Consider the following 24225-nt stretch of genomic DNA (forward strand, 5'->3'; position numbering starts at 1 on the left):
AAATTAGTATCGTCTAGTCAATTCAATATGTCAATGAACTTATTCAAAAGTCCGGATCTAATTAAAGATCCTTTCGTTGAAATCTAAGGAATCGAACCTTATTATAAACCCCAGTCGGTATTTCTGTTCTTCCAAAATTTTAAGAGCATTTTAGCTTTCTCTCAAAGCGGCTGCAAATATACAACTACTTTTAAAACTCACAAGAAAAATTTAAAAATATTTTTTTTACTTTTTCCTTACTCAAAACCTCCAAAGAACCTCGCCGTTAAAGCGGCTGCAAATATACAACTCTTTTTCTTTAACCAGCAAAACTTTTTTAAAGTTTTTTTTAAAGCTAATTTTCAGTAAAAACTCAATGAACTCCTACCCTAACTTCACAATATTACTCCGTTAGCGGGACGCAAAGATACCGGCTTTTTTAATTACAAACCAAATCTTTTTTTAAGTTTTTTTTCGCTCCTAAATATCCTAGAACCTCAATGAACTTCCGCTTTTTTAACACCACCACAGCGGCTAAGCGGGTGCAAATATACACCCCTTTTTTAGAACCACAAGCCTTTTAAAATTTAGTTTGATTTTTACGAATTTCGCATCAAAAAAGATAATCCGAAGAGTTTTCGACCGCTTTAACAATGCTTAACTTCAGATTAACATTTCATAAATGAAAAATCTTTCAGAATTACATATTAAAACTTCAGTAAAAATTAGAGAAAAAAGTTCCAAACGAGACCAAATCTCACCATAAAATCATTGTGCGGATGCCGGGGCGCAGAGAAATTATTATTACCGTCGATAAGGAAATTTAAATTTTCGAGCTTAAAAAATATTCTAGCCTGGTCTACTTTACCATTAAAAAAGAAATCGACCACGGGATAGTTACCATATTCCACATCATTTTGAACGTAAAATTCAGCTAAAACTGGATCGTATGCATCCATTTGGTAAGAAGAAAAATATCGAAAACTAAGACCGGTTTGCAAATATAAGGCCTTATTAAACCAAAAGTCCTTATAATAAAATGTATTCCTGGTTACCAGTTCTGGCAAATTGAGAACAGCATCACCATCTGACACATTTTGATAAAGCATTGTATTATCCAGAGCAAATTTCCCGAAGTTAAACTCTCTTTGCGCTTTAAGCTTGAAGTACCTCACATCCCCATCAAACTGAAATGGTTTTACAGCATTTTGATCATCTAATGAAAAATAGGTGAAATTTTGAATTTGAGTTAACTCACCGCTAATATCAGCAACTAATCGTGCAGATAATTCGAAAAATAGACTTTGAGCATTTTCGTTATCAAAATCATTTTGCCAATTATAATTCACATAATCACTTTGATATAAAAGGAAATTTAAATTTGGCGCTCTGCTCGTCTGCTTAATACCGAAGTTTAAAAAATTATTTTCGTCCAATTGATAACCCGCAGAAGCAAGGATGTGATTTCCAGAAAAATCATCTCCAAAATTAAATGAGATATCTCCATGTAAATTAAAACCGGCTAAAAAATTATCGTAGCTCCCTCCTACATTTAACAACCTACCCTCCAGACGGTCTTCTGCGACACCTTCTTCACCAACAAAAACCGAATCGTACCAGTAGTCGAAAGAAGAATAACCTGCTCTTCCAGAAAGTTTACCCAAAACAGGATTATCAAAATTAACGGCAATTGAATTATTTAAATTCCTATATCTGATCTCATCATTAAGATTAGTGCTTTGAAAGGACTCTCCAAGTAATGCATTAGCAGCAGATGACTGGAGATACTGAAATTTCTTATAAGAGTAATCTAACCTGTGACTAAAGTAAAGCTTGTTCTGAATCGCATCCTGTGCACCTAACAAATAATATTCGTGATCAAGGAAAAGACCTTTACCATATAAAGTGCTTTCTGCATCTTCAAAATTAACATCTAAAACTGATCGATCATCAAATTCTGGTTCCTTACTTATATAAGAGACTAAAGCATCATTGGTTAAACCTCCATTTTCTTCATTAAGTAAATCCTGACTTATAAAATGTGCTTTCACCCTATACTTCCTATTCTTTGTTTGATAGTTAAGGGTGGTCCTAAAATTTCCTGAACTTGTAAGAATATGTCTATACCTACCTAAAGCACGTACACCTTTATATGCCACACTAAAATTCAATCTTTCTGAAGTGCTCACAGTAAAAAAAGCATCTAATTGCTGACCTTGTTCTGGAACTGTTTTAAAGTATAATTCAGTTAGCGGCGTAGGAACGTAATAATAGTTAACATCCTTTGCCTCCATAAAATTATAATGTCTCGCTCTAGCACCAAATTTTGGAATAACAGAATTGAAATCACGAAACTCGGTAAGCTGATTATAAGTTTGTCCTGTGTTAGCAAAAGGCAAAAGGCCAAAGATATCTTTCCTGAGGTAATTGAACCTATAATCTTTTTGAATAGTTAATGAAGTGTCGACATGAGTAGTATCGTTATCTATCGAAATTATTTTAAAAAGATCAATTGTCGGCTCTTTTACAGAATCTTTAGACTTATCAGAATTCGGTCTCCCAGACAAATTTTGTTCTTGTCCAAAACTTAGAGAAAAAGATAAAAGTGATAATAGGAAAATTATTTTCTTCATTATGCAAAATATGAAACAAAAGTATAAAAATAACGTAAGCAGAACAGAATTGGTATAAAACAAAAAAACCACCCAATTTGGGTGGTTTAAAAATATTAACATGATAATTATCCTCCGTATCCCGGATTTTGTGTAATATTTGAATTCGCATCTATTTCCGCTAAAGGAATTGGATATGCTAACCTATAATCACCATATTCAATAGGATCAGTAATGTTTTGATTTATATTTAAAACCTCAATATCACGGCCGTTTCGTAACAAGTCCCAATAATATTGACCTTCAAAAATCAACTCTTTTCTTCTTTCTAGCAAGAAATTATCCTCAGAAACAGTAGAATATTGTTCAGCGTTTCGGTATTCTGGAACCATATTTAGAAATTCCAACGCTTCAGCATTGTTACCCAACCTAAATTCCGCCTCTGCGTAATTAAGTATTACCTCTTCATACCTTATCACAATAACATTAGATGCACGGTCTGGGTACTTACCCATATTCCGCAACAAGTCTCCTTCATAACCTAAAATATCATTTCTAACATCATCCGCGTCATAAATCGAAAGAACATTTTCCAAAACCTGAATATCACCATACGTTCCCCCTCTATAGATAAATTCAAGTGAATTACTCCCCGCATTATCAGTACCGCTAAAAGCAAGCTCAAAAATAGAATTAGCTCCTCCGTCATCCATAAAAGAACTAGCGTAATTATCAGCAGAAACAATTGAATAAATACCTGAATCAATTACTGCTTCAGCAGCATCACTTGCATCCTGCCATCTTTCGAAATAAAGAGCAACTCTAGATTCTAGGGCTTTTGCTGAGTACTTAGACATAAATTCTTTCGAAGCATCATAGAAATCCTCATCCATTAAATCAAATGCACTTTGCAAATCCGCTAATATATTATCTACATTCGAGTTAATGGATTCTCTTGAAGGAAAGTCATCGCCTGTACCAAAACCAGTAATGTAAGGCACTCCAAGATCACCACTAGTATACTGTTGACCGTAAGTTAAAAGAAGATCAAAATGAGCTAAAGCTCGCATTGCATAGGCCTGTCCCTGAATATGTCTAGCGTAAGCTAAATCCTCCTCAGATCCTTCCAAAGTTGATATATCTCTTGATATCAAAATATTTGCAATAGCGATTACACCATAAGCATCATCCCATATATATGTAGAACTGGGCAAGTAACCGAACTCTCCTTGTGTAATAAATCGACCGGAATTCCCGTTAGAAAAAACATTTGGCGTTCTAACTTCATTAGTTACTAAATAATCACGCCCATAATAACCTGAACTAGTAAGCCTATTATAAGCCCCCTTAATGAGGCCTTCCATATCTCCAACAGAATTCAATGCCTCTTCACTCCGTTTCGATTGCTCCAATGAAGGATCCAAGTCTTCTGTAGAACAAGACAGAAAAACACCGCAAACTACTGCGAATATTATATATATTATATTATTTTTTTTCATCGCTTTCTAAAAATTTAAATTAACACCTAAAATAAATGACTGTACAGGAGGAGTAACAATACTAGTCATACCTGAAGCATCAACTTCTGGGTCATAAACTAAATTATCATCTTTAACCCATGTATATAAATTAGTCCCTCTTAAGAAAATTCTAGCTCCACTCATACCAATATTCTCAACAATCTCAGGCTCAAGATCATAACCAAAAGTTACATTTCTTAATCTAAAATAATCTCCATCAAATAAGAATTTACTATTGTACGTCCAAGGTTGCCCGCCATAAACCGCTCTTGCAACCCTTGTTTGATCACCAGGCTGTTGCCATCTATCTAGCAAGGAAGTGTAACCATTATAGACTCCTGTAACATATAAATTAGGCTGGTTTAAATACCTATGCCAAGCCTCATAAATTTTATGCCCACCTGCATAATACCCCTGTGCATCTAGGAAAAAACCTTTAAAATCTACATGTATGTTCACACCAGCAGTTAAAGTAGGTAATGCACTTGCCCCTTGAAAAACACGATCAGCCTGACCAAAGTCTGTAGTAGTCTCACTTCTAGTTTCATCAGTATAATAGGTATCAACACCTGTTTCAGGATCAACACCTGCCCAAGTTGGCATAAACCATTCGTAAGCCATAGTACCAGCGGTTGATCTTTGTCCAGCCGCCACATTATTAGTAACAGGAATATCAACTCCATTTGCATCTTGAGCAACCTCTAAAACCTCATTATCAACAGTCGCCACATTTCCTCCAAAGCTAAAATTGAAGTCATTAGACCTAACAGCATCAATGTTCAATTCAGCTTCAAAACCAGTATTCTTCATTGAACCTACATTTCTATACTGACTAGAAAAACCTGTGGTAAACGATAATGGAACATCAAACAATAAATCTTCAGACCTTCTATCATAATAACCTAATGTACCTGTTAATCTATTTTGCAAAAGTCCAAAATCCAAACCTACATCAAGTGTATAACTCGTCTCCCAAGTTAAGTCAGGGTTACCATAACCAGCCGGATAGCTTGCACCAGTACCAGCATAATCAGCATTATAATTAAATAAAACCTGATAGTTATTGATACCTATATTAGCATTTCCAGTTTTACCATAAGAACCTCTTATTTTAAGGTTATTAACAAACTCACTATCACTCAAAAAGCTCTCTCTATGTAAATTCCATGCAGCTCCAAAAGCCCAAAAATTACCCCATCTATTATCATCAGAAAATCTGGAGTTACCTTCCCTTCTATAAGTAGCATTTAAAACGTATTTGCTATCAAAATTATATGACCCTGTTGCTAAATACGAAGAAATATACCAGTCTGAAAATGATGCAGATGCAGATGTAGGATTACCTGATGAAGCCAAGTTAGTAAGACCATCTGTAACGAAACTGTCACCTGCTGCAAATAAATAATTATTTCTATACTCTTGATACTCCTGAAGGACAGTAATATCTACATTATGATTTCCGAATGCATTGAAGTAATTCAAAGAATTTTGAAAGACATAAGTTGCAGTTTTCCTACTTGTTCTCTCTCCATAACCATCTGTACTAGAACCATCTCCAGTAACCCTGTTACGATATCTCTTGTAATCATAAACCTGATAATCAATAGAAGCCCTAGATTTCAATGACAAATTTTGAATCGGGGTATGCCAAGTTAAACTATTATTCGATAATATCCTTGTGAATTTAGATTCATCAATATCATTTTCAGAAATATATAAAGGGTTGGGAAGCGCTGTACCTAAATTAAAGGTACCGTCATCATTATACGGTTGATTTAAAGGCGGAGTAAAATACTTTGCTGAATGAGGAGATGAGAAATACGCACTACCCTCCAAGATTCCATCTTGAAAAGTATGCGAAGCAGTATTAGATGTTGAAAACTCCAAAGATTCTGATAAATCTTTCGAAAAATTCAAAGAACCAGACACCCGATCAAAGGTTGACCCTATTACTGTTGCTTCCTGTTCAAAATATCCAAATGAAGTGTAAAAATTATAATCATCAGTACCTCCAGTTGCAGAAACAACGTGTTCCTGAATAGGCGCATCGTCATTAGTAACCAATTCACCCCAATTAGCTTCTGGCCGTCCTGCATCAATCCAATCTTGATAACCATAGCCATCTCCAAGTTGATCAAAATAAAAATCCGCAGCTTCTTCCGGGGTAGAAAGGTTATAGTTTTCACCGTATGTATTTAATACACTTTCATACAATAGCATTTCCCTTTGAGCACCAGAAAGTGGTTGTGGGCCATCTATTGCATTATTACTAAATCCATAATACGAGTTTAAACTAATCCTAGTTTTCCCAGCTTTTCCACTTTTAGTAGTTATAACAATAACTCCATTTGCTCCTCTCGCACCATATACTGCTGTCGCTGATGCATCTTTCAAAACGGATATACTCTCAATGTCATTATTACTTAAACTTGCTAGAGCTGAAAGCGAAGAACTCGAAGAATTCCCTCCGACGTTACTATTAATAACTGGAACTCCATCAATAACATACAATGGTTCGTTACCCGCTGTCAACGAACTTATACCTCTAATTCTGATGTCTTGAGTTGACCCCGGAGTACCAGAGGAGGAACTAATTTGTAAACCAGCAACCCTTCCCTGTAAGGCCTGATCCACGGTTGCTTGAGGAATTTGATTAATTTGATCTGAATCAATTTGTACAGTTGAACCAGTCATATCTTCTCTTCTTTTCGCAACATACCCCATAACAACTACCTCATCTAAGGCTGCAGCATCTACTGCCAAAGTTACATTAATTGTATCCGAAGAGCCAATTGAGCGCTCTTGAGGGGCAAACCCCACATAACTAAATACCAGTATTGAACCACTAGGAACATTAATACTGTATTCTCCATCAAAATTTGTTTGAACGCCATTGTTAGATCCTTTTTGGATAACGTTCACACCTGGTAAAGGCAAACCTTCTTCATCTACCACAGTACCAGTTACTGTTTTCTCTTGTGCAAAAACTAATTGCACAACCAACACCATAAAAAGTGTCAGCAATCCATGTAATGTTTTTTTCATTATTTCGTTAATTTGAATTAGCCTGAGCCAAAAATCATAATAAAATCTTAATAAACAAAATAAATGAGATCGAAAATTTAATAAAAAATTACATTATTTATAATTAAAACGTTTTAGTGTAGTATTATTGATTATATTTTAAAAGTCTTTATGCAAATAATATTTACATTTGTAACAAAAATTAAATAGATTTTAAGCACAAATCTTAAGGATGCATTTAACAATTAATTTACACCTAAATCATAAATGTCATTTTTTTAAGCAAAGAGTTAATAAACATCGTATCTATATAATTGCGCGTATGGATGCTTCTACTATCTTTGACTATGATTCTATATTAATCGAAGATCATGTTAAAAAATCATTTATACGATTGCATCGAATGTGGCACAGATGAAGCTGGAAGGGGTTGCATAGCCGGACCTGTTACCGCAGCTGCAGTAATCTTACCTAAAAATTTTAAAAACAAAGTTTTAAGAGATTCAAAAAAAATCACGGCTAAGAATAGAGAGCTATTAAGGGAAATTTTAATACTTGAATGTATTTCATACGGAGTTACCCATATTTATATGGAAACAATCGATGAAATTAATATCCTAAATTCCTCAATATTGGCTATGCATCAATCTATTGAAAAGCTAAATCCAGCTCCAGAGCATATAATTGTTGACGGCAATAGATTTAAGCCTTTCAAAAACATACCTTTTGAATGTATAATTAAAGGAGATGATAAATTTTTGAGTATTGCAGCAGCTTCCATATTAGCAAAAACATATAGAGATGGATATATGGCCAAAATTCATGAAGAATTTCCTATGTATAATTGGAAAAAGAACAAAGGATATCCCACAAAAGAGCATAGAGAGGCTATTAGAAAATACGGAATCACAAAATATCACCGTAAAAGCTTTAAACTACTACCGGAACAACTTGAAATAGATTTTTAAAAAAGCCTCCCGATTTTAACGAATATTGATATTTAGAGATTTCGAGTAAACTACCCCGGGGCAAACCCAAGAGGCATTCACCAGAAACATTTTTTTATTTTTGAAGCAAGCCTCGGAGTATTGTACCCTTTGGCGAGACCAATAAAAAAGCCACTCAATGTATTGAGTGGCTTTTTAAAATTTATATTAAACAGAATTATCTGTCTGAATTCACTGAATCATCAATTGCATCGTTAGCATCAATTTCAGTTTGAGGAATTTTCAAGAAAAATCTATTATCATCTGGTTCAAGAGTAAGAACTGTTCGGTGAATTGGATCACGATCTATACCTCTTCGCAATCTCTTCGCATCAAACCATTCTACCCCTATTTCTGCGTATAATTCTTTCCTTCTCTCTAAAAGGATTTCTTCGAATAGATCACTGCCAGTATTATCAGATCGAACAGCTTCAGCATCACGATTAGACTGTAAAGCAAACAGTAAATCATGCGCTTCATCTTCTCTACCTTGTTGATATAGTGCTTCTGCTTCAATTAAAATCATTTCAGCTGTTCTCATCAACACGATATCAGAATCAAAAGCAAAAGTAAATTTGTTAGTAACATATTCGCGATAGTCGCCTGGCGCTATACCATATGCGTTTTCAAATGTATTTCTAACATCTGTTGCACTAAATTCATCTACAAAATTTGGATTAACATAAACGGAAGAATATGCTTGACCATAATGATCTGTAAAGGCAGATGGAGCACCATAATAATAATTTGACTGATCACTAGTTTGCGGTAGTCCCCACAACCATTCTGTGTTGCTAATATCATCAAAGCCATTTGCGTAAGAAGAAGCATCTAAGACAGCCGAAGCGTCACCTCCATAAGCTTCTGCTGCAGCCATTTCTGCTCCGCTCCAATTTTCCATTACCTGATAAACTCTTGCAAGAATACCATAAGCTACAGATCTATTTACATAAGATTTATTGATTCTATCTGCTCCTAATTCATCTACAGAGTTTTCAAGATCTTCAAGAATAAAATCATATAATTCCTGTAAAGTAATCATGGGCTTTCCTTCTAAAGATAACTCAGTATAAATAGGAGGAGCTGGCAATGAAGGATCATAAGAATATGTATGCTGAAATTCCATCGCTAATTGAAAATAATTGAAAGCTCTTAGAACTCTAGCTTCAGCAATTAGTTCAGTCTTATCCTCTTCTGAAAGTTCTGCAGACGCATTAACTCCATTAATTAGTGAATTTAGCTGATTGATCATAAAATAAGGATATTCCCAACTAAATACTGTTCTACGATAAGTTGGCTCACGATTATCATTATCATAATCAAAAGAAAACCAACTGGTTGTATTAATTAGATCATTACCCTTAACACTTCTAGCCATGTACATGGAGTAGATTCCACCAGAATCATAACTAGTAAACTGTCTTCTTGAAAGTCGATATACTCCGGCAAAGAAGGCCTCTACCCCTTCTCTTGAATTAAAAATAACATCTTCTGAAACTGACTGTGTAGGAGCCGGTTCTTCCAAATAATCTTCTGAACATCCTATCATCATGATAGCTACTATCAGATATAGGCTTTTATATAATATATTTTGTCTTTTCATGTCTTTCTAAATTAAAATTGAAGATTCAATCCCACTGAAACTGTTTTAAGAATATAAGATCTATTATTAGTAGTACCAGCAACACTTTGCTCTGGATCGATTCCAAAATGACTGTGGTAAGTGAATAAGTTATCTCCACGTAAATATACTCGTAAGCTATTCATATTTAAATCTTCGACTACACTACCTGGTAATGTATAACCTAAAGTTACTGCTCTTAATCTTACGTAATCATTATCGAACAAAAATCTGGTTGATCTAGAATTAAAATCGTTTTGAGCATTAAGAAGTAGTGGCACATTTGTTACATCTCCTGGCTCTTGCCAGCGAGCGGCAATATCTTCGTGAGATTGGTATCCTGGTGTTGAAAATCCACGCATCAATGATGCATAAGAACCGTCATAAACCTGTGACCCGAAAGAAAAATTGAATAACATATTAAAATCAAAATTACCCCATGTCAAATCTGTATTAAACCCTCCAATCACATCTGGCAAAGAAGAACCGTTATAGTATCTTGTTGCTGCAGAATAATCTTTAGTTGTAGTTCGCTCTCCTGTTGGGTTACCATTATCATCCAATACATCCATATACCACATACCATAACCATCTGCAGGATCTACGCCTGCCCAGTCTTGCATATAGAATTCGTAAAGAGATTTACCTTCTTCCCATCTTTTTGTACCATTAATAAATGATTCCTGGGTAAGTTCAGTAATTTCGTTATTATCAAACGAAAAGTTTAATCCAGCTGACCAAGAGAAATTATCTTTATTGATAATTTTCCCGTTTAAAGTAACCTCTAATCCATAATTTTTAACAGCACCAATATTTGTAGTAATGCTTGAGTTACCTGTAGAAATTGGAAGAGGCTGATCATAAATTAGATCTACAGATTCCTTTTCGTAATATTCAACTAAACCTGTTAAGCGATCGTTGAAAAGTCCGAAATCAACCCCAACGTTAAATGAAGCTGTCTTCTCCCATGAAAGAAGAGGATCTGTAACTCCTCCTAAAAGTACTCCGGTTGCATCTAGCTGATTCCAACCAGTTTCAAATAATTGCAAATAAGGAAAATAACCTATCCCTCTGTTATTACCTAACTCTCCATAAGAAGCTTTAAGTTTTAAAAAATTAAGCGTACTATTTCCTGCTAAAAAGTTCTCATCAGATACTACCCATGATCCACCAACAGAAAAGAAATTTCCCCATCTTGTGTCTGTAGAAAATCTAGAAGAACCATCTCGTCTAAATGATCCTTCGATAAAGTATTTATCATCATAGCTATATGAAGCTCTACCTAAATAACTTACCAAACGCTCTTCATTAACATAGCCTCCTACACTCTCTGGAGTCGTACTACCGTTTAAAACTTTAACTCCTGGCAAAAACCCTGTTCCTTGAGCACTTAAATAGTCTCCTTTGTATTTATAACTTTCGAATATCGCATCGGCCTGAACATTATGCTTTCCAAAATCTTTGTTGAAGTTTAGAGAATTAATAAAGTTCAAAGTCGTGGTAATATCTCTGTTCTGTGTTACTCTTCCTCCTACATTTGCTGCATAACCTACATTATAAGCTGCATATACATTAGAATCGTACAGATAGTTCTCATAAGAAAGATTTGTTCTAAAAGACAAATAATCTGTAAAATCTATTGTTGCAAAAGCATTTGCAGTTGCGCTAGTTCTTTTATTAAGATTATCATAGTTGTAAAGTGAACCAACAGCATTCTCGTTAGCTAACATTGGTCTCGTTCCATTTAAGGCCTGACCCGAAGTACTACCGTAATCATAAATTGGGGCTCCGTTATCAAAAACTAAATCTCCATTAGCATCCCTTCTATAAAGAGGGTAAACAGACGAAACGCTATAAATCCATTGGATTGAACTTTGATAAGAATTTCCAGATTGTTCAGGATAATTTTGCTCTGAAACTGTTAAGGATGAATTTAACCCCACCTGTAACCAATCAGTTAATTGACTTTCTAAATTTAAACGTGTGGTTATTCTTTCAAAATCAGATTCTTTAACAGAACCTTCTTGATCTAAATAATTTGCAGATAAGAAGTATCTACTACTCTCACCACCACCAGAAATACTCATTCCGTACTCCTGTCTCAAAGAAGTTTCCCTTAGCATTTCTTTCTGCCAATCTGTTTCCCATAATAAGCTTGCTCCATCTACGATATTTCCATTAGCATCAACCGGTTGATCAACATTATAAGGATTGTAAGCTAAATTAGGAATAATTGATTGCGCAGCTAAAGCTCCTGCTTCGCCTGGGGCAACACCATCAATATATTCTAAGGCATTTCTTTCAGCTTCCCAAGAATATCTCATATACTGGTTAGTACCAATAGTTTCATGTAGATCTACAGCAGGAGAAGATAGACCTCCAGTTGCAGTTATATTAATAGAGGGTGCTGTATTATAACCACCTCTTTTAGTAGTAATCACAATTACACCATTAGCTCCTCTAGATCCGTATAATGCAGTTGAAGATGCATCCTTAAGCACGTTCATAGATTCAATTTGATCTGGACTAATTGAATTTATGTTTCCATTGTATGGCGCTCCATCAACAACGATAAGAGGATCTGCACTTGCATTAATAGAAGAAACCCCTCTAATTCTTATAGTAGGATTTTCTCCCGGTTGACCTCCGGAAGTAAGTATATTAACTCCGGGGACATTACCCTGTATAGCCTGTGTTACACTTGTTAATTGCTGTTTTTGAATCACTTCTGAATCTAACGACGCAACCGAACCTACAATAGCTTTTTCTCTTTGCGCACCATAGGCTACTACCAAAACTTCATCTAAAGCATCGGCACTTACTTGCAAAGTTACATCCAAAGTAGATGTTGATGCCGTAATTTCTCTCTCTTGTGCAGAGAACCCTACGTAACTAAAAACAATAACATCACCTTCCTCAACTTCGATGCTATAATTACCATCAAAATCTGTTTGTACTCCGTTACTTGTTCCTTTTTCAATTACGTTAACTCCTGGCAAAGGCAAACCTTCCTCGTCTATCACCGTACCAGTAATTGTTCTTTCCTGTGCAAAAAGAATTTGCACAGCTAACACCATAAATAGTGTTAGCAATCCACGTAATGTTTTTTTCATTATAATTTTAATTTGAATTAGCTCTGGCCAAAAATCATAATAAAAACTTAATAATCAAAAGTGAAACGCTCATTTTTATGGAAAAATGTTAGCAAAAATTAAGAATACAATGATTTTATTTATATTTTTTAACCTTTTTAAGAATTAATAATTATCAAAAATCATATTTGAATAACAAAAAATCATATTTTTAACTCAAACACAAGTTATTTTAAAAAAAACAGCATTATAAAGAATTTAACAACATCCCATCAACACAAATGTTAAAACGTTTAATCAAAATCTTAAAACAAAGATTTTTCAATAAAAAAAAGGAGGTGTAAAATACACCTCCTTTTTAACTAAAATCGAATTATAAGTTAATTAAGAACCATAACCAGGATTTTGAGTTAACAATGAGTTAACATCCATTTCTCTTTGTGGTATTGGAAATAACAATGACCTATCATTGTAAGGAATATTTCCTACATTCTGCACTGTTCTCTTTAGATCGTGAATTAATAAACCTTCAAAAGCTGTCTCTAATTCTCTCTCTAACATAATACCATCTAAGTCTACTGTACTCATCGCATTTGCATTAGATTGTTCTCCAATTACGTTTACATCTGCTACAGGCGTTGCTCCGACAGAACTACCCAGACGTAAATTTGCTTCAGCTCTAATCAAATACATCTCTGCCAGTCTAAGTACCATAACATTACCAAACTGGTTGGTATATTTAGCTGTTAATAGATCTTCACTTTGCGCACTAGCATAGAAAAACTCACTACGTACATCGTCTTCAGAATCAAACATGGCTAAATATTCATCATTAACACTTATACCATTACCACGCCCTCCATTATCCTGATCGGCGTAATGAGTAATTAAGTTGTTGGAACCATCCTGAGTTGTCACATGAAAAGCAAAAATAGTTGAATAAATTTGAAATTAACATTAAAACTCTGCATCAAACAAATCCTTAAAATGGTTCAGAAACTTTTGTTTCACCTCTTCCATATCCACTTGATTTTTACCTAACTCAACATTTAAAGAAGTGACGGCCTTTTCTTTAATTCCGCAGGGAACAATATTATCGAAATAACCAAGATCCGCATTTACGTTTAAAGCTAAACCATGCATAGTTACCCATCTACTAGCACGAACACCCATCGCACAGATCTTTCTAGCAAATGGAGTTCCTACATCGAGCCAAACTCCGGTTTCCCCATCGCTACGTTCAGCGTTAATACCGTATTCTTTTAAAACCAAAATTACTGCTTCCTCTAAAAGTCTAAGATATTTATGTATATCAGTAAAAAAATTATCCAGATCTAAAATGGGATAAATTACCATTTGTCCAGGACCATGATACGTAATATCACCACCACGATTAATTTTATAAAATTTAGCGCCCTTTTCTTCCAGCTGCTTTTCGTTGATTAGAAGATTAGAAATATCACCGCTTTTCCCCAGAGTGTACACGTGAGGATGCTCTACAGAAAGTAAGTAGTTGGGCGTCTCTAGATTGGTGTCCTCTCTCCTGTTCTTTACTTTTAAGTCCAGAATTTCTTCAAAAAGCTGTTCCTGATAATCCCAGGTTTCTTTATAATCTTTAAGTCCTAATTCCTGTACTTCTATTTTCTTATTTTGCACCTCTTGCATCATTTATTAGGGTTATTCAAAATTATAAGCGCAGCAATAACTCCTGGAATCCAACCAAGCAAAGTAAGAATAAGCACGATCAAAATAGAACCACAACCTTTGTCAAAAACTGCTAAAGGCGGAAAAATGATCGATAAAATAACACGCCAAATACTCATAATTTCGATATTATCTAAAACCAAAAACAAAGATAGAATTTCTAAACCAGATTCATATCTAATCTTAAGTATAACATTGGTTGGTACTCTGATTGTCATTATATTTGCAGCTGCTTCTTAAAACGGGAAGCCATTAAATTTTTAAAATTACACCATGCAGCTATCTGAACAGGAAATTGTAAGAAGAGAAAAACTGGCTACATTAAGGGAAAAAGGAATTAATCCTTATCCGGCCGATTTATTTCCATTAGATCACACATCTGCCGATATCAAGGCAAATTTCGAAGAGGGTAAAAAAGTTGTAATCGCGGGTAGACTAATGTCTCGTAGAATTCAGGGTAAAGCATCTTTTGCAGAGCTTCAGGATTCTAAAGGAAAGATTCAGGTTTACTTTAACCGTGATGAAATTTGTACTGGAGAAGATAAGTCCAAATACAACGACATATACAAGAAGCTGCTAGATATAGGTGATTTTATAGGTATTGAAGGTGAATTATTTAAAACTCAGGTAGGCGAAATGACCGTGATGGTAAAAGATTTTAGCCTGCTAAGCAAATCTATTCGCCCATTGCCATTACCAAAAACAGATAAAGAAGGAAATACTTACGACGGTTTTACAGATCCAGAGCACCGCTATCGCCAACGATATGCAGATCTTGCTGTAAATCCAAAAGTGAAAGAGATATTCGTAAAACGTACTAAACTTTTTAGTGCGATGCGTAATTTCTTTAACGAGGCTGGTTATTTTGAAGTTGAAACACCTATCCTTCAATCAATCCCAGGTGGAGCAGCCGCACGCCCATTTATCACACATCATAATGCTTTAGATATTCCTTTATATTTAAGAATCGCCAACGAGCTTTACTTAAAAAGGCTTATTGTAGGTGGTTTCGACGGAGTGTATGAATTCTCTAAAAACTTCAGAAATGAAGGAATGGATAGAACTCACAATCCAGAGTTTACTGCGATGGAAATCTATGTGTCTTATAAAGACTATAATTGGATGATGGATTTTACCGAAAAACTTCTGGAACATTGTGCCATGGCGGTTAACGGAACTACGGAAGCTACCTTCGGAGATCATAAAGTAGATTTTAAAGCGCCCTACAAGCGTGTAACAATGACTGATGCTATTATCGAATTCACAGGATTTGATATTATCGGTAAATCTGAAGCTGAATTATTTGAAGCAGCGAAAGGAATGGGTATCGAGGTTGATGAAACCATGGGTAAAGGAAAACTTATCGATGAGATATTTGGTGAGAAATGTGAAGGAAACTACATTCAACCAACATTTATCACCGATTATCCAAAAGAAATGAGTCCGCTTTGTAAGGAGCATAGAGAGAATCCAGAGTTAACCGAGCGTTTCGAACTTATGGTTTGTGGGAAAGAGATCGCCAATGCATATTCTGAACTTAATGATCCTATCGACCAACGCGAGCGTTTTGAAGAGCAATTACGATTAGCAGAAAAAGGAGATGATGAAGCAACCGAGTTTATCGATCAGGATTTCTTACGTGCGCTAGAATATGGTATGCCACCAACATCTGGATTAGGAATTGGGATGGATCGTTTAATTATGTTCTTAACAAACAATCAATCTATCCAAGAAGTATTATTCTTCCCACAAATGAAGCCTGAAAAGAAACAGGTAGAACTTACCGAGGAAGAAAAAGCGGTTTATCAATTATTAAAAGACGACCAGAACCACGATATGAATCTTATTAAGGAGAAATCTGGCTTGAGCAATAAAAAGTGGGATAAAGCTTTAAAATCTTTAAGAAAGCATAAAATGATCGAAGTTTTTAAAGAAGGCGACGACATGAAAATAAGCATTGCTTAATCAACGGTTTAGCACTAATAAATCAGGAAGGTCACATAGTTATGTGGCCTTTTTTTGTATCTTTTTTCAATAATTTTACATTTTTATTAACTTCTCTTTAAACCTTTTTAAAGTTTCAAAGTCAAACAATCGATTTTGGATTCTACAGGAATTGTTTTTACAAAAAATTCAATCCAATTTCGGCTAATATTAATTAAACCTTATGACAAACAAACTACCGATCAGGATTTGTGCTGTGGGGCTATCTTTTTTAATGGCATCTTGTGCTGTTTTTCAAAAGAACAAGAAAAGTCAGGCTACTACCGCACAAAAAGAACAATCTAAAGACGGATTAAAACCTTACTCTAAAGTCATCACCAAAGATGCAAAATCAGACGAGGGTCTTTTCACCGTTCACAAAGTAAAAGACAAATATTACTACGAAATCCCAGACAGTCTCTTTAATAGAGAAATGCTAACAGTAACAAGAATAGCAAAAACGGCTTCTGGACTTGGTTTTGGTGGAGGTAAACAGAACACTCAGGTTCACCGCTGGCAAAAGAAAGGTGACCAGGTATTACTAAGAGTTGTTTCTCACAATATTTACGCAGCAGACTCCCTTCCTATTCACGAGGCGGTTACCAATTCTAACTTCGAGCCGATCCTTAGCTCTTTCGAAATTGAAACTGTAGGAAAAGATTCTATCAATAAATCTTACGTTATCGATGTTACAGATCTTTACAAGAAAGATGTACAGGCTTTAGGACTTGGTGACAGATACCGTAAACAATACAAAGTTTCAAGGTTAGACGACAGTCGTTCGCTTATCGATACGATTAGAAGTTACCCTGAAAACATCGAAATTCGTCACATAAAAACCTATAACGCTGGTAATCCACCATCAAATTCTACTACTGGTTCTATCTCTCTAGAGTTTAGTAACTCTATGATACTTCTACCAAAAGAACCAATGGAGCGTCGTTATTTCGACGAACGTGTAGGATGGTTTACTACCAGCCAGACAGATTATGGTTTAGAAGCTCAAAAGAGTAAAACCGTAAAATACCTTGACCGTTGGAGATTAGAGGTGAAGGAAGAAGATATGGAGAAGTTCAAGAACGGCGAGTTAGTTGAACCTAAGAAACAGATCGTTTATTATATCGACCGTGCAACTCCAGAAAAATGGGTACCTTACATTAAACAGGGAATCGAAGACTGGCAGGTAGCTTTTGAAGAAGCTGGATTTAAAAACGCTATTATCGCTAAAGAAGCTCCTACTCCAGAAGAAGATCCAGACTGGAGTCCAGAGGATGTTCGTTATTCTGTAGTTCGTTACTTAGCATCTCCTATTCCAAACGCAAATGGTCCTCACGTAAGCGATCCGCGTTCAGGAGAGATCTTAGAATCAGATATTAACTGGTACCACAATGTAATGACATTATTACGTAACTGGTATTTTGTACAAACTGCGGCGATCAACGAAGAAGCACGCGGAGTAGAATTTAAAGATGAGATCATGGGACGTTTAATTCGTTTCGTTTCTTCTCACGAAGTTGGTCACACTTTAGGTCTTCCTCACAACATGGGTAGTAGCCCGGCTTACGCAGTAGAAGATCTACGTGATCCAGAATTCACTGCTAAATACAGCACAGCTCCATCTATCATGGATTACGCTCGTTTTAACTACGTAGCACAACCTGGTGATGGTGATGTAGCTTTAATGCCAAATATTGGTACTTACGATAAGTATGCAATTATGTGGGGTTACAAACCAATCCCAGAAAAAGAAGGTAAAGAAGAAAAGCCTGTTTTAGATGAGTGGATCTTAGAACATGCAGGTGATCCTTTATATCGCTTCGGAAGTCAACAAAGTGGTGGTGTTATCGATCCTTCTTCTCAAACCGAAGATCTTGGTGACGATGCAATGCTTGCCAGTGAGTATGGTATTAAAAACCTGAAGCGTATTGTACCAAACTTGATAGAGTGGACTGCTGAAGACGGTAAAGACTACCAGGATCTAGATGATCTTTACGGACAAGTGCTTAGCCAGCTTAATCGCTACATGGGCCATGTTACCGCTAATATTGGTGGTGTTTACGAAAACACTAAAACCTACGATCAAGAGGGTGCAGTTTATACGCATGTTGCTAAAGAAAAGCAGGAAAGAGCAATGGATTTCTTACAGGAACAATTGTTCGAAACTCCAAATTGGTTAATCGATCAGGACATTTTTAATAAAATTGAATTCGACGGAAACATCGAAAGAATTAGAGGTATGCAAAGCAACACACTTTCTAATGTTTTAGACTTCGGAAGAATGCAACGTTTATTAGAAAACGAAGAAATAAACGGTAAAGAAGCTTACACACTTCTAGAAATGATGGACGATTTACGCAAAGGAATCTGGAGTGAATTAAGCTCTGGCCAAAAAATCGATAGATACCGTAGAAACCTTCAAAGAGCCTATATCGATCGTATGGCTTATTTAATGACAGAAGACCAGGATGCTATTCCTAGCGCTTACCGTCGATGGATTAGCAGAACTAATGTTAATGTAGCCCAAAGTGATATTCGCCCAATCGTTAGAGGTGAATTACAAACATTACAAAGACAAATAAGAAACTCAATGTACCGTTCAGGAGATACGTTAACAAGATATCACCTTCAGGATGCATCAGAAAGAATAGATCAGATCCTTAATCCTAACGACTAGTCTAGCGATAGACTATATTTGATTTATTAGTTTTTTAAGACCTGCCTCCCCCACGAGGCAGGTTTTTTATTGTTCTAACTTTAATTATCTATCTTCAAATTATATATCGATTTTATACGTTTTTAATGTATTTTCTATTTAAATTAAAAACTGAAATCCAAAATAGCATTAAACCTTTATCCTTTTTAACAGTCCTATTATAGAATTCACTTTAAAATTCTTCAATATGAAAAGATTATGTTTTATTATGATGATGCTTGTAGCAGTATCTTCATTTGCTCAGCAAAAAGAAGATCGTAGAAAGCCAATGAAGGAACGTGCAGTTATGAATATGACTGCTGAAGAAAAAGCTATTCTTAAATCTAAGCAGCTTACCTTAACTTTAGATCTTACTGAAAAGCAACAAAATAATTTTCAGAAATTATATACAGAGCGAGCTAAAGACAGAGCCAAAATGCGTGAAGAAAGGAAAGATGCTGCGGAAGATGGCAAACTAAAAGAAGAAGCTTTCGAAAGAATGAATGCTCGTTTAGATAAAGAAATTGCCTTTCAGCAATCTATTCAGAAAATTCTAAGTCCAGATCAATATAAACTTTGGAAAGACTCAAAAAGGGCAGAACGAAGAAATCGAATGATGGCTTTTAAAGATCATCACAGAGATTTTAGAGATAAACACAAAACCCCCAAATAAATTTCAATTTTATAATTGTTCAATTGCAAAAAAGAGAAGCCTAACAGCTTCTCTTTTTATTTTTTTATAATTACTGAATAAAATATTTTACGATCATTCCACCAGCTAACCAGGCATAACAAACAAAAGCTATATACTTTAGGCTTTGTTCCATTAGTTTACTTTTTGGTGCCATTTCTTTCATCTGCATTACATCGGTTCGCTTAAAGAAACCTAAGTAGATCAAATATCCTGAAATAAGTAGGAAAGCAATATTCAGAAAAAAGGTATAATCTATTTTAAAGAATGTTTGATCCTGTACCTGCACACTCGACGGATCTGGAATTAAATCGAAACTTAAAAAGCCATAATGCAACAAGAGCGAAGTACCAACCAGGGATATAAAAAGCAACATTAAGATGAAAAACGACATTTTCCAACCATAATATTTTGCATTGATTCTAAGTACTGGGAATACGACCAGGTCGCTAAAAATAAAAGCGATCACTCCGGCAAAACTCACTCCCTTACCAAACAATAAGGCAGCCAGCGGAATATTCCCCATCGAACCAATAAAGGTGATAAAAGCAACTACCGGCCCAATAATAATATGTTCTAAAATCGTCAAAAATGAGAAATTTGTATTTCCCTGCCCACTATTGATAAACAGTGTTTCAAAAAACGAATCTGGAATAAAAGCTGCTACGATCCCGGCAATAGTAAAACCAAGCGTAACGTCCTTCCAGACCATTTTCCACTCCATCCCATATTGCTGAGACACTTTCGCCCAGCTTTTTTCGGTTTTAATTCTTTTCTTCCAGGATTTCTGGCCGTCCATATCATCATCCTCGTCATCCTGAAGTCGCTCTCGTGCCTTTTTAATAAGACCTTTTGGATGAAATAATCTAATAAGCAACCAACTGATCAAGATCAGTAAAATTCCGCCTACATATTCTCCTACCACAAATTGCCAACCTAAAAAGATCGAAATGATAATTCCCAACTCGATTACCAAATTCGTTGACGCCAGTAAAAATGCAATACTTGAGACAAAACTTGCTCCTTTTTTAAACAAACTCTTGGTAGAAGCCAAAGCAGCGAAACTACAGGAGCTACTTATAAATCCAAAAAAGGTTCCCAATAAAACTCCTTTAGATTCCTTTTCGCCCATTGTTTTTTGCATTCGTTCTTCAGTCACAAAAACCTGAATACAACTACTAATCACATACCCCAAAGCAAAAGCCCATAATGCCATCCAGAAAAATCCCAGACTGGTATTTGCTGCTTCTCCCCATTTGCTTAAAAAATCATTCATAAATTCCTGTTTTGGTTAGTTAGTTTATTTAAAATCTTACGATAGTTTCGAAGCTCGTAACCTCAGCGCATTAGCGATCACAGAAACCGAACTAAAACTCATCGCCAAAGCAGCGATCATTGGCGACAATAAAATTCCGAAGAACGGATAAAGAATTCCGGCTGCAATTGGCACACCAATACTATTATAGATCAAAGCAAAAAATAGGTTTTGCTTGATATTTGCCATTACTTTATCGCTCAGTTTTCGTGCTTTCAGCACTGCTTTTAAATCACCTTTTACCAGCGTGATCTCTGCACTTTCGATAGCCACGTCGGTCCCGGTTCCCATAGCAATTCCAATATCGGCTTTAGCCAATGCCGGCGCATCGTTAATTCCGTCTCCGGCTGCAGCTACTTTTCGTTCTTGTTGCTGAAGTTTTTCAACCTCACTCATTTTATCCTGTGGTAACATTCCGGCTTTAAAAGCAATTCCCATTTCATCGGCGACCGCCTTTGCCGTACGTTCGTTATCACCGGTAAGCATGATTACCTCAACGCCATCTTCTTTTAATTTGGTAAGTGCTTCTTTACTGGTTTTCTTCACGGGATCTGAGATTACCACAAAGCCTTCAACCTTAGCATCTACACTTAAATAAGAAACGGTTTTTCCCTGTTGCTGAAATTGTTCAATTTCGCGATCGATTTTTTCTGAAGAATTGATTCCTTTTTCATCCAAAAGCGCCTTATTACCCAGCGCTAATTTTTTCTGCTGAAGTTCACCAATCACACCTTTTCCGGTAACCGAATCAAAATTTGAAGCTTCCTCGATCTTAACTTCTTTCTCTTTCGCGTATTTTATCGTTGCAGTGGCCAGCGGATGTTCACTATGCGTATTTAAAGCAGCGATAAATCCTGCAATTTCAGCTTCAGTATAATTACCAAAACTCACTATTTTTTCTACGGAAGGTTTTCCTTCAGTGATCGTTCCGGTTTTATCGATAATCAAAGTATCAATCTCATTCATCTGCTCTAACGCCTGCGCATTTTTGATGAGCACACCATTTTGAGCGCCTTTCCCTACTCCAACCATCACCGACATTGGCGTGGCTAAACCAAGCGCACAAGGACAGGCAATGATTAGCACCGCGATGGCATTTACAAAAGCATAAACATAAGATGGCGACGGACCAACAATTGCCCAGATCACAAAAGTGATCACCGAGATAAATACAACGATCGGAACAAAATATCCTGAAATCTTATCAGCCAAACGCTGAATTGGCGCTTGCGATCTACTAGCATCGTTTACCATTTGGATAATTTGCGAAAGCAGCGTTTCATCCCCAACCTGCTCGGCAATCATAGTAAACGAAGAATTCCCATTTATGGTTCCTGAAGTTACTTTATCTTCAGCCGATTTCTCTACAGGAACAGGTTCTCCCGTGATCATACTTTCATCGATCGACGATTTTCCATCTTTTATAATTCCGTCTACCGGGATTTTTTCGCCTGGTTTTACCTTTAAAATATCACCCTCTTCAATCTCATCGACTTTAACTACTTCTTCTTTTCCATCTTTAATTCGAGTAGCTTTATTAGGCGCCAGTTTCAGTAATTCTTTTATAGCCGAATTAGTACGATCGTGCGCCCTGGCTTCTAGCATTTGCCCAAGCAAAACCAAAGTTAAAATTACCGTGGCCGCTTCAAAATAAACATGTACCGTTCCTGCTTCGGTTTTAAATTGATCTGGAAATAGATCTGGAAAAAGCAGCCCTAAAATACTGAAAATCCATGCTACACCGGCACCAATACCAATTAGCGTGAACATATTTAAATTCCAGTTTATTATAGATTTCCATGCACGTTCAAAGAACATCCATGCTGTATAAAAAACCACCGGAATCGACAATCCAAACTGTACCCAGTTCCAATATTGCAAGTCCATAATCTGGTAAAGCGGATTGTTATTCAGCATATCAGACATCGCGATTAAGAAAACCGGCAATGTAAAAGCTACAGAAAGCCAGAACTTTTTACGCAATTTTAAATACGTTGAATTTTGCGCATCCGGCTCGGGATCCTTAGCTACGAGATCCATCCCGCAAATTGGACAATCCCCAGGCTCATCTTCTTCAATCTCCGGATGCATTGGGCATGTATATGTACTACTTGAGGCACTTAAACTTTGCTCCTGCACCAAATCCATTCCGCATACCGGGCAATCTCCCGGTTCATCATACATTTTATCTCCTTCGCAGTGCATTGGGCAATACCATTTACCCTTTCCTTTAGCCTTAGGTTTCTTTTTCTTGTTACTTTTTTCTGAATGATGATGTTTATGATCTACCGGATGAATTTCATATCCACCACCGTCATTTTTTAAAGCCTGCTGAAACTTTTCAATTTCAATATGATGAAGCATGCTGATTTTCGCTTCGGCTTTTTCAAGATCTACTTCAGCGTTCTCGACACCATCAACTTCATTTAAGGTTTTTTCGACGTGAGCGCGACAACCATTGCAAGACATTCCGCTTACATGATAATTATGTGTCATTAGTTTTTCTTCGGAAGTATTTGTATCCGAAGGCATCGAAATTTGATAATTTCCACCGGCATTTTTCAAGGCATTCTGAAACTTTTCTATTTCAATATGATGATGCATGCTGATTTTTGCTTCGGCTTTTTCAAGATTCACTTCAGCCTTCTCAACACCATCAACTTCATTTAAAATTTTTTCTACGTGAGAGCGACAACCATTGCAGGACATTCCGATTACATGGTATTTATGAGTCATCAAATGATCTTCAGAAGAATTTGTTTCGGAAGGCATCGAGATCTGATAATTTCCACCGGCATTTTTTAAAGCCTGTTGAAATTCTTCAATTTTGATATGCTTTTTCATAGAAATTTCAGCAGTTTCTTTTTCAAGATCAACTTCAACTTGTTCTACTTCAGGTATATTCTCGAGCGCTTTAGTCACATGAGATTTGCAGCCCTCGCAACTCATTCCGCTTACATGGTATTTATGCTTCATCATAAGAAAAGAAACCGAAAACCTGCAGTT

At 36.0% G+C, this 24225-nt stretch carries 14 protein-coding genes; 4 read left to right on the top strand and 10 right to left on the bottom strand.

Annotated elements, in window-relative coordinates:
- Positions 1 to 704: 704 nt before the first annotated feature.
- The 3 genes from BM201_RS00005 to BM201_RS00015 form a co-directional block, all read right to left on the bottom strand.
- Positions 705 to 2612 (bottom strand): putative porin, encoded by a 1908-nt coding sequence (locus tag BM201_RS00005; RefSeq protein WP_092539363.1) that lies wholly within the window; start codon positions 2610 to 2612, stop codon positions 705 to 707.
- A 107-nt stretch (positions 2613 to 2719) separates the two neighbouring features.
- On the bottom strand, positions 2720 to 4090 hold the full coding sequence (locus BM201_RS00010; RefSeq protein WP_092539364.1) for a RagB/SusD family nutrient uptake outer membrane protein: 1371 nt from the start codon (positions 4088 to 4090) through the stop codon (positions 2720 to 2722).
- Between the two features lie 6 nt (positions 4091 to 4096).
- A complete protein-coding gene (locus BM201_RS00015) occupies positions 4097 to 7156 on the bottom strand; it encodes a SusC/RagA family TonB-linked outer membrane protein (protein ID WP_092539365.1) in 3060 nt (1019 codons plus the stop codon).
- Between the two features lie 350 nt (positions 7157 to 7506).
- Between BM201_RS00015 and BM201_RS00020 the strand changes: the two genes are divergently transcribed.
- Entirely contained in the window at positions 7507 to 8103 is a 597-nt protein-coding gene (locus tag BM201_RS00020; protein ID WP_092539366.1) for a ribonuclease HII, read from the top strand.
- Between the two features lie 196 nt (positions 8104 to 8299).
- Here BM201_RS00020 and BM201_RS00025 read toward each other — a convergent pair whose 3' ends face one another.
- From BM201_RS00025 to BM201_RS00045, 5 genes are all read right to left on the bottom strand, one after another.
- Positions 8300 to 9673, bottom strand: a complete 1374-nt coding sequence (locus tag BM201_RS00025; protein WP_245758535.1) for a RagB/SusD family nutrient uptake outer membrane protein — start codon at positions 9671 to 9673, stop codon at positions 8300 to 8302.
- A gap of 62 nt (positions 9674 to 9735) precedes the next feature.
- On the bottom strand, positions 9736 to 12855 hold the full coding sequence (locus BM201_RS00030) for a SusC/RagA family TonB-linked outer membrane protein (RefSeq protein WP_092539368.1): 3120 nt from the start codon (positions 12853 to 12855) through the stop codon (positions 9736 to 9738).
- A 363-nt stretch (positions 12856 to 13218) separates the two neighbouring features.
- The gene (locus tag BM201_RS00035; protein WP_245758536.1) at positions 13219 to 13752 is read right to left on the bottom strand and encodes a RagB/SusD family nutrient uptake outer membrane protein; all 534 of its coding nucleotides are present in this window, start codon (positions 13750 to 13752) and stop codon (positions 13219 to 13221) included.
- A gap of 39 nt (positions 13753 to 13791) precedes the next feature.
- Positions 13792 to 14502, bottom strand: a complete 711-nt coding sequence (gene lipB / locus BM201_RS00040) for a lipoyl(octanoyl) transferase LipB (protein WP_092539369.1) — start codon at positions 14500 to 14502, stop codon at positions 13792 to 13794.
- Complete coding sequence (locus BM201_RS00045; RefSeq protein ID WP_092540529.1) at positions 14499 to 14657, bottom strand: YqaE/Pmp3 family membrane protein; 159 nt, start codon at positions 14655 to 14657, stop codon at positions 14499 to 14501. The genes lipB and BM201_RS00045 overlap by 4 nt, the downstream gene beginning before the upstream one ends.
- Before the next feature lie 154 nt (positions 14658 to 14811).
- Between BM201_RS00045 and lysS the strand changes: the two genes are divergently transcribed.
- The 3 genes from lysS to BM201_RS00060 all read left to right on the top strand — a co-directional run bounded on the left by lysS (position 14812) and on the right by BM201_RS00060 (position 19886).
- Complete coding sequence (gene lysS / locus BM201_RS00050; protein WP_092539370.1) at positions 14812 to 16503, top strand: lysine--tRNA ligase; 1692 nt, start codon at positions 14812 to 14814, stop codon at positions 16501 to 16503.
- A 253-nt stretch (positions 16504 to 16756) separates the two neighbouring features.
- A complete protein-coding gene (locus tag BM201_RS00055) occupies positions 16757 to 19195 on the top strand; it encodes a zinc-dependent metalloprotease (protein ID WP_394333730.1) in 2439 nt (812 codons plus the stop codon).
- A 226-nt stretch (positions 19196 to 19421) separates the two neighbouring features.
- Positions 19422 to 19886 carry a hypothetical protein gene (locus tag BM201_RS00060; RefSeq protein ID WP_139219091.1) on the top strand — a complete coding sequence of 155 codons (465 nt, stop codon included), beginning with the start codon at positions 19422 to 19424 and terminating at the stop codon, positions 19884 to 19886.
- A gap of 70 nt (positions 19887 to 19956) precedes the next feature.
- Here the strand turns inward: BM201_RS00060 and BM201_RS00065 are convergent, their stop codons facing one another.
- Complete coding sequence (locus BM201_RS00065; RefSeq protein ID WP_092539373.1) at positions 19957 to 21180, bottom strand: permease; 1224 nt, start codon at positions 21178 to 21180, stop codon at positions 19957 to 19959.
- A 36-nt stretch (positions 21181 to 21216) separates the two neighbouring features.
- Positions 21217 to 24198 carry a heavy metal translocating P-type ATPase gene (locus BM201_RS00070; RefSeq protein ID WP_092539374.1) on the bottom strand — a complete coding sequence of 994 codons (2982 nt, stop codon included), beginning with the start codon at positions 24196 to 24198 and terminating at the stop codon, positions 21217 to 21219.
- Positions 24199 to 24225: the final 27 nt, after the last annotated feature.

The organism is Zunongwangia mangrovi (assembly GCF_900112105.1).
GTDB lineage: Bacteria > Bacteroidota > Bacteroidia > Flavobacteriales > Flavobacteriaceae > Zunongwangia > Zunongwangia mangrovi.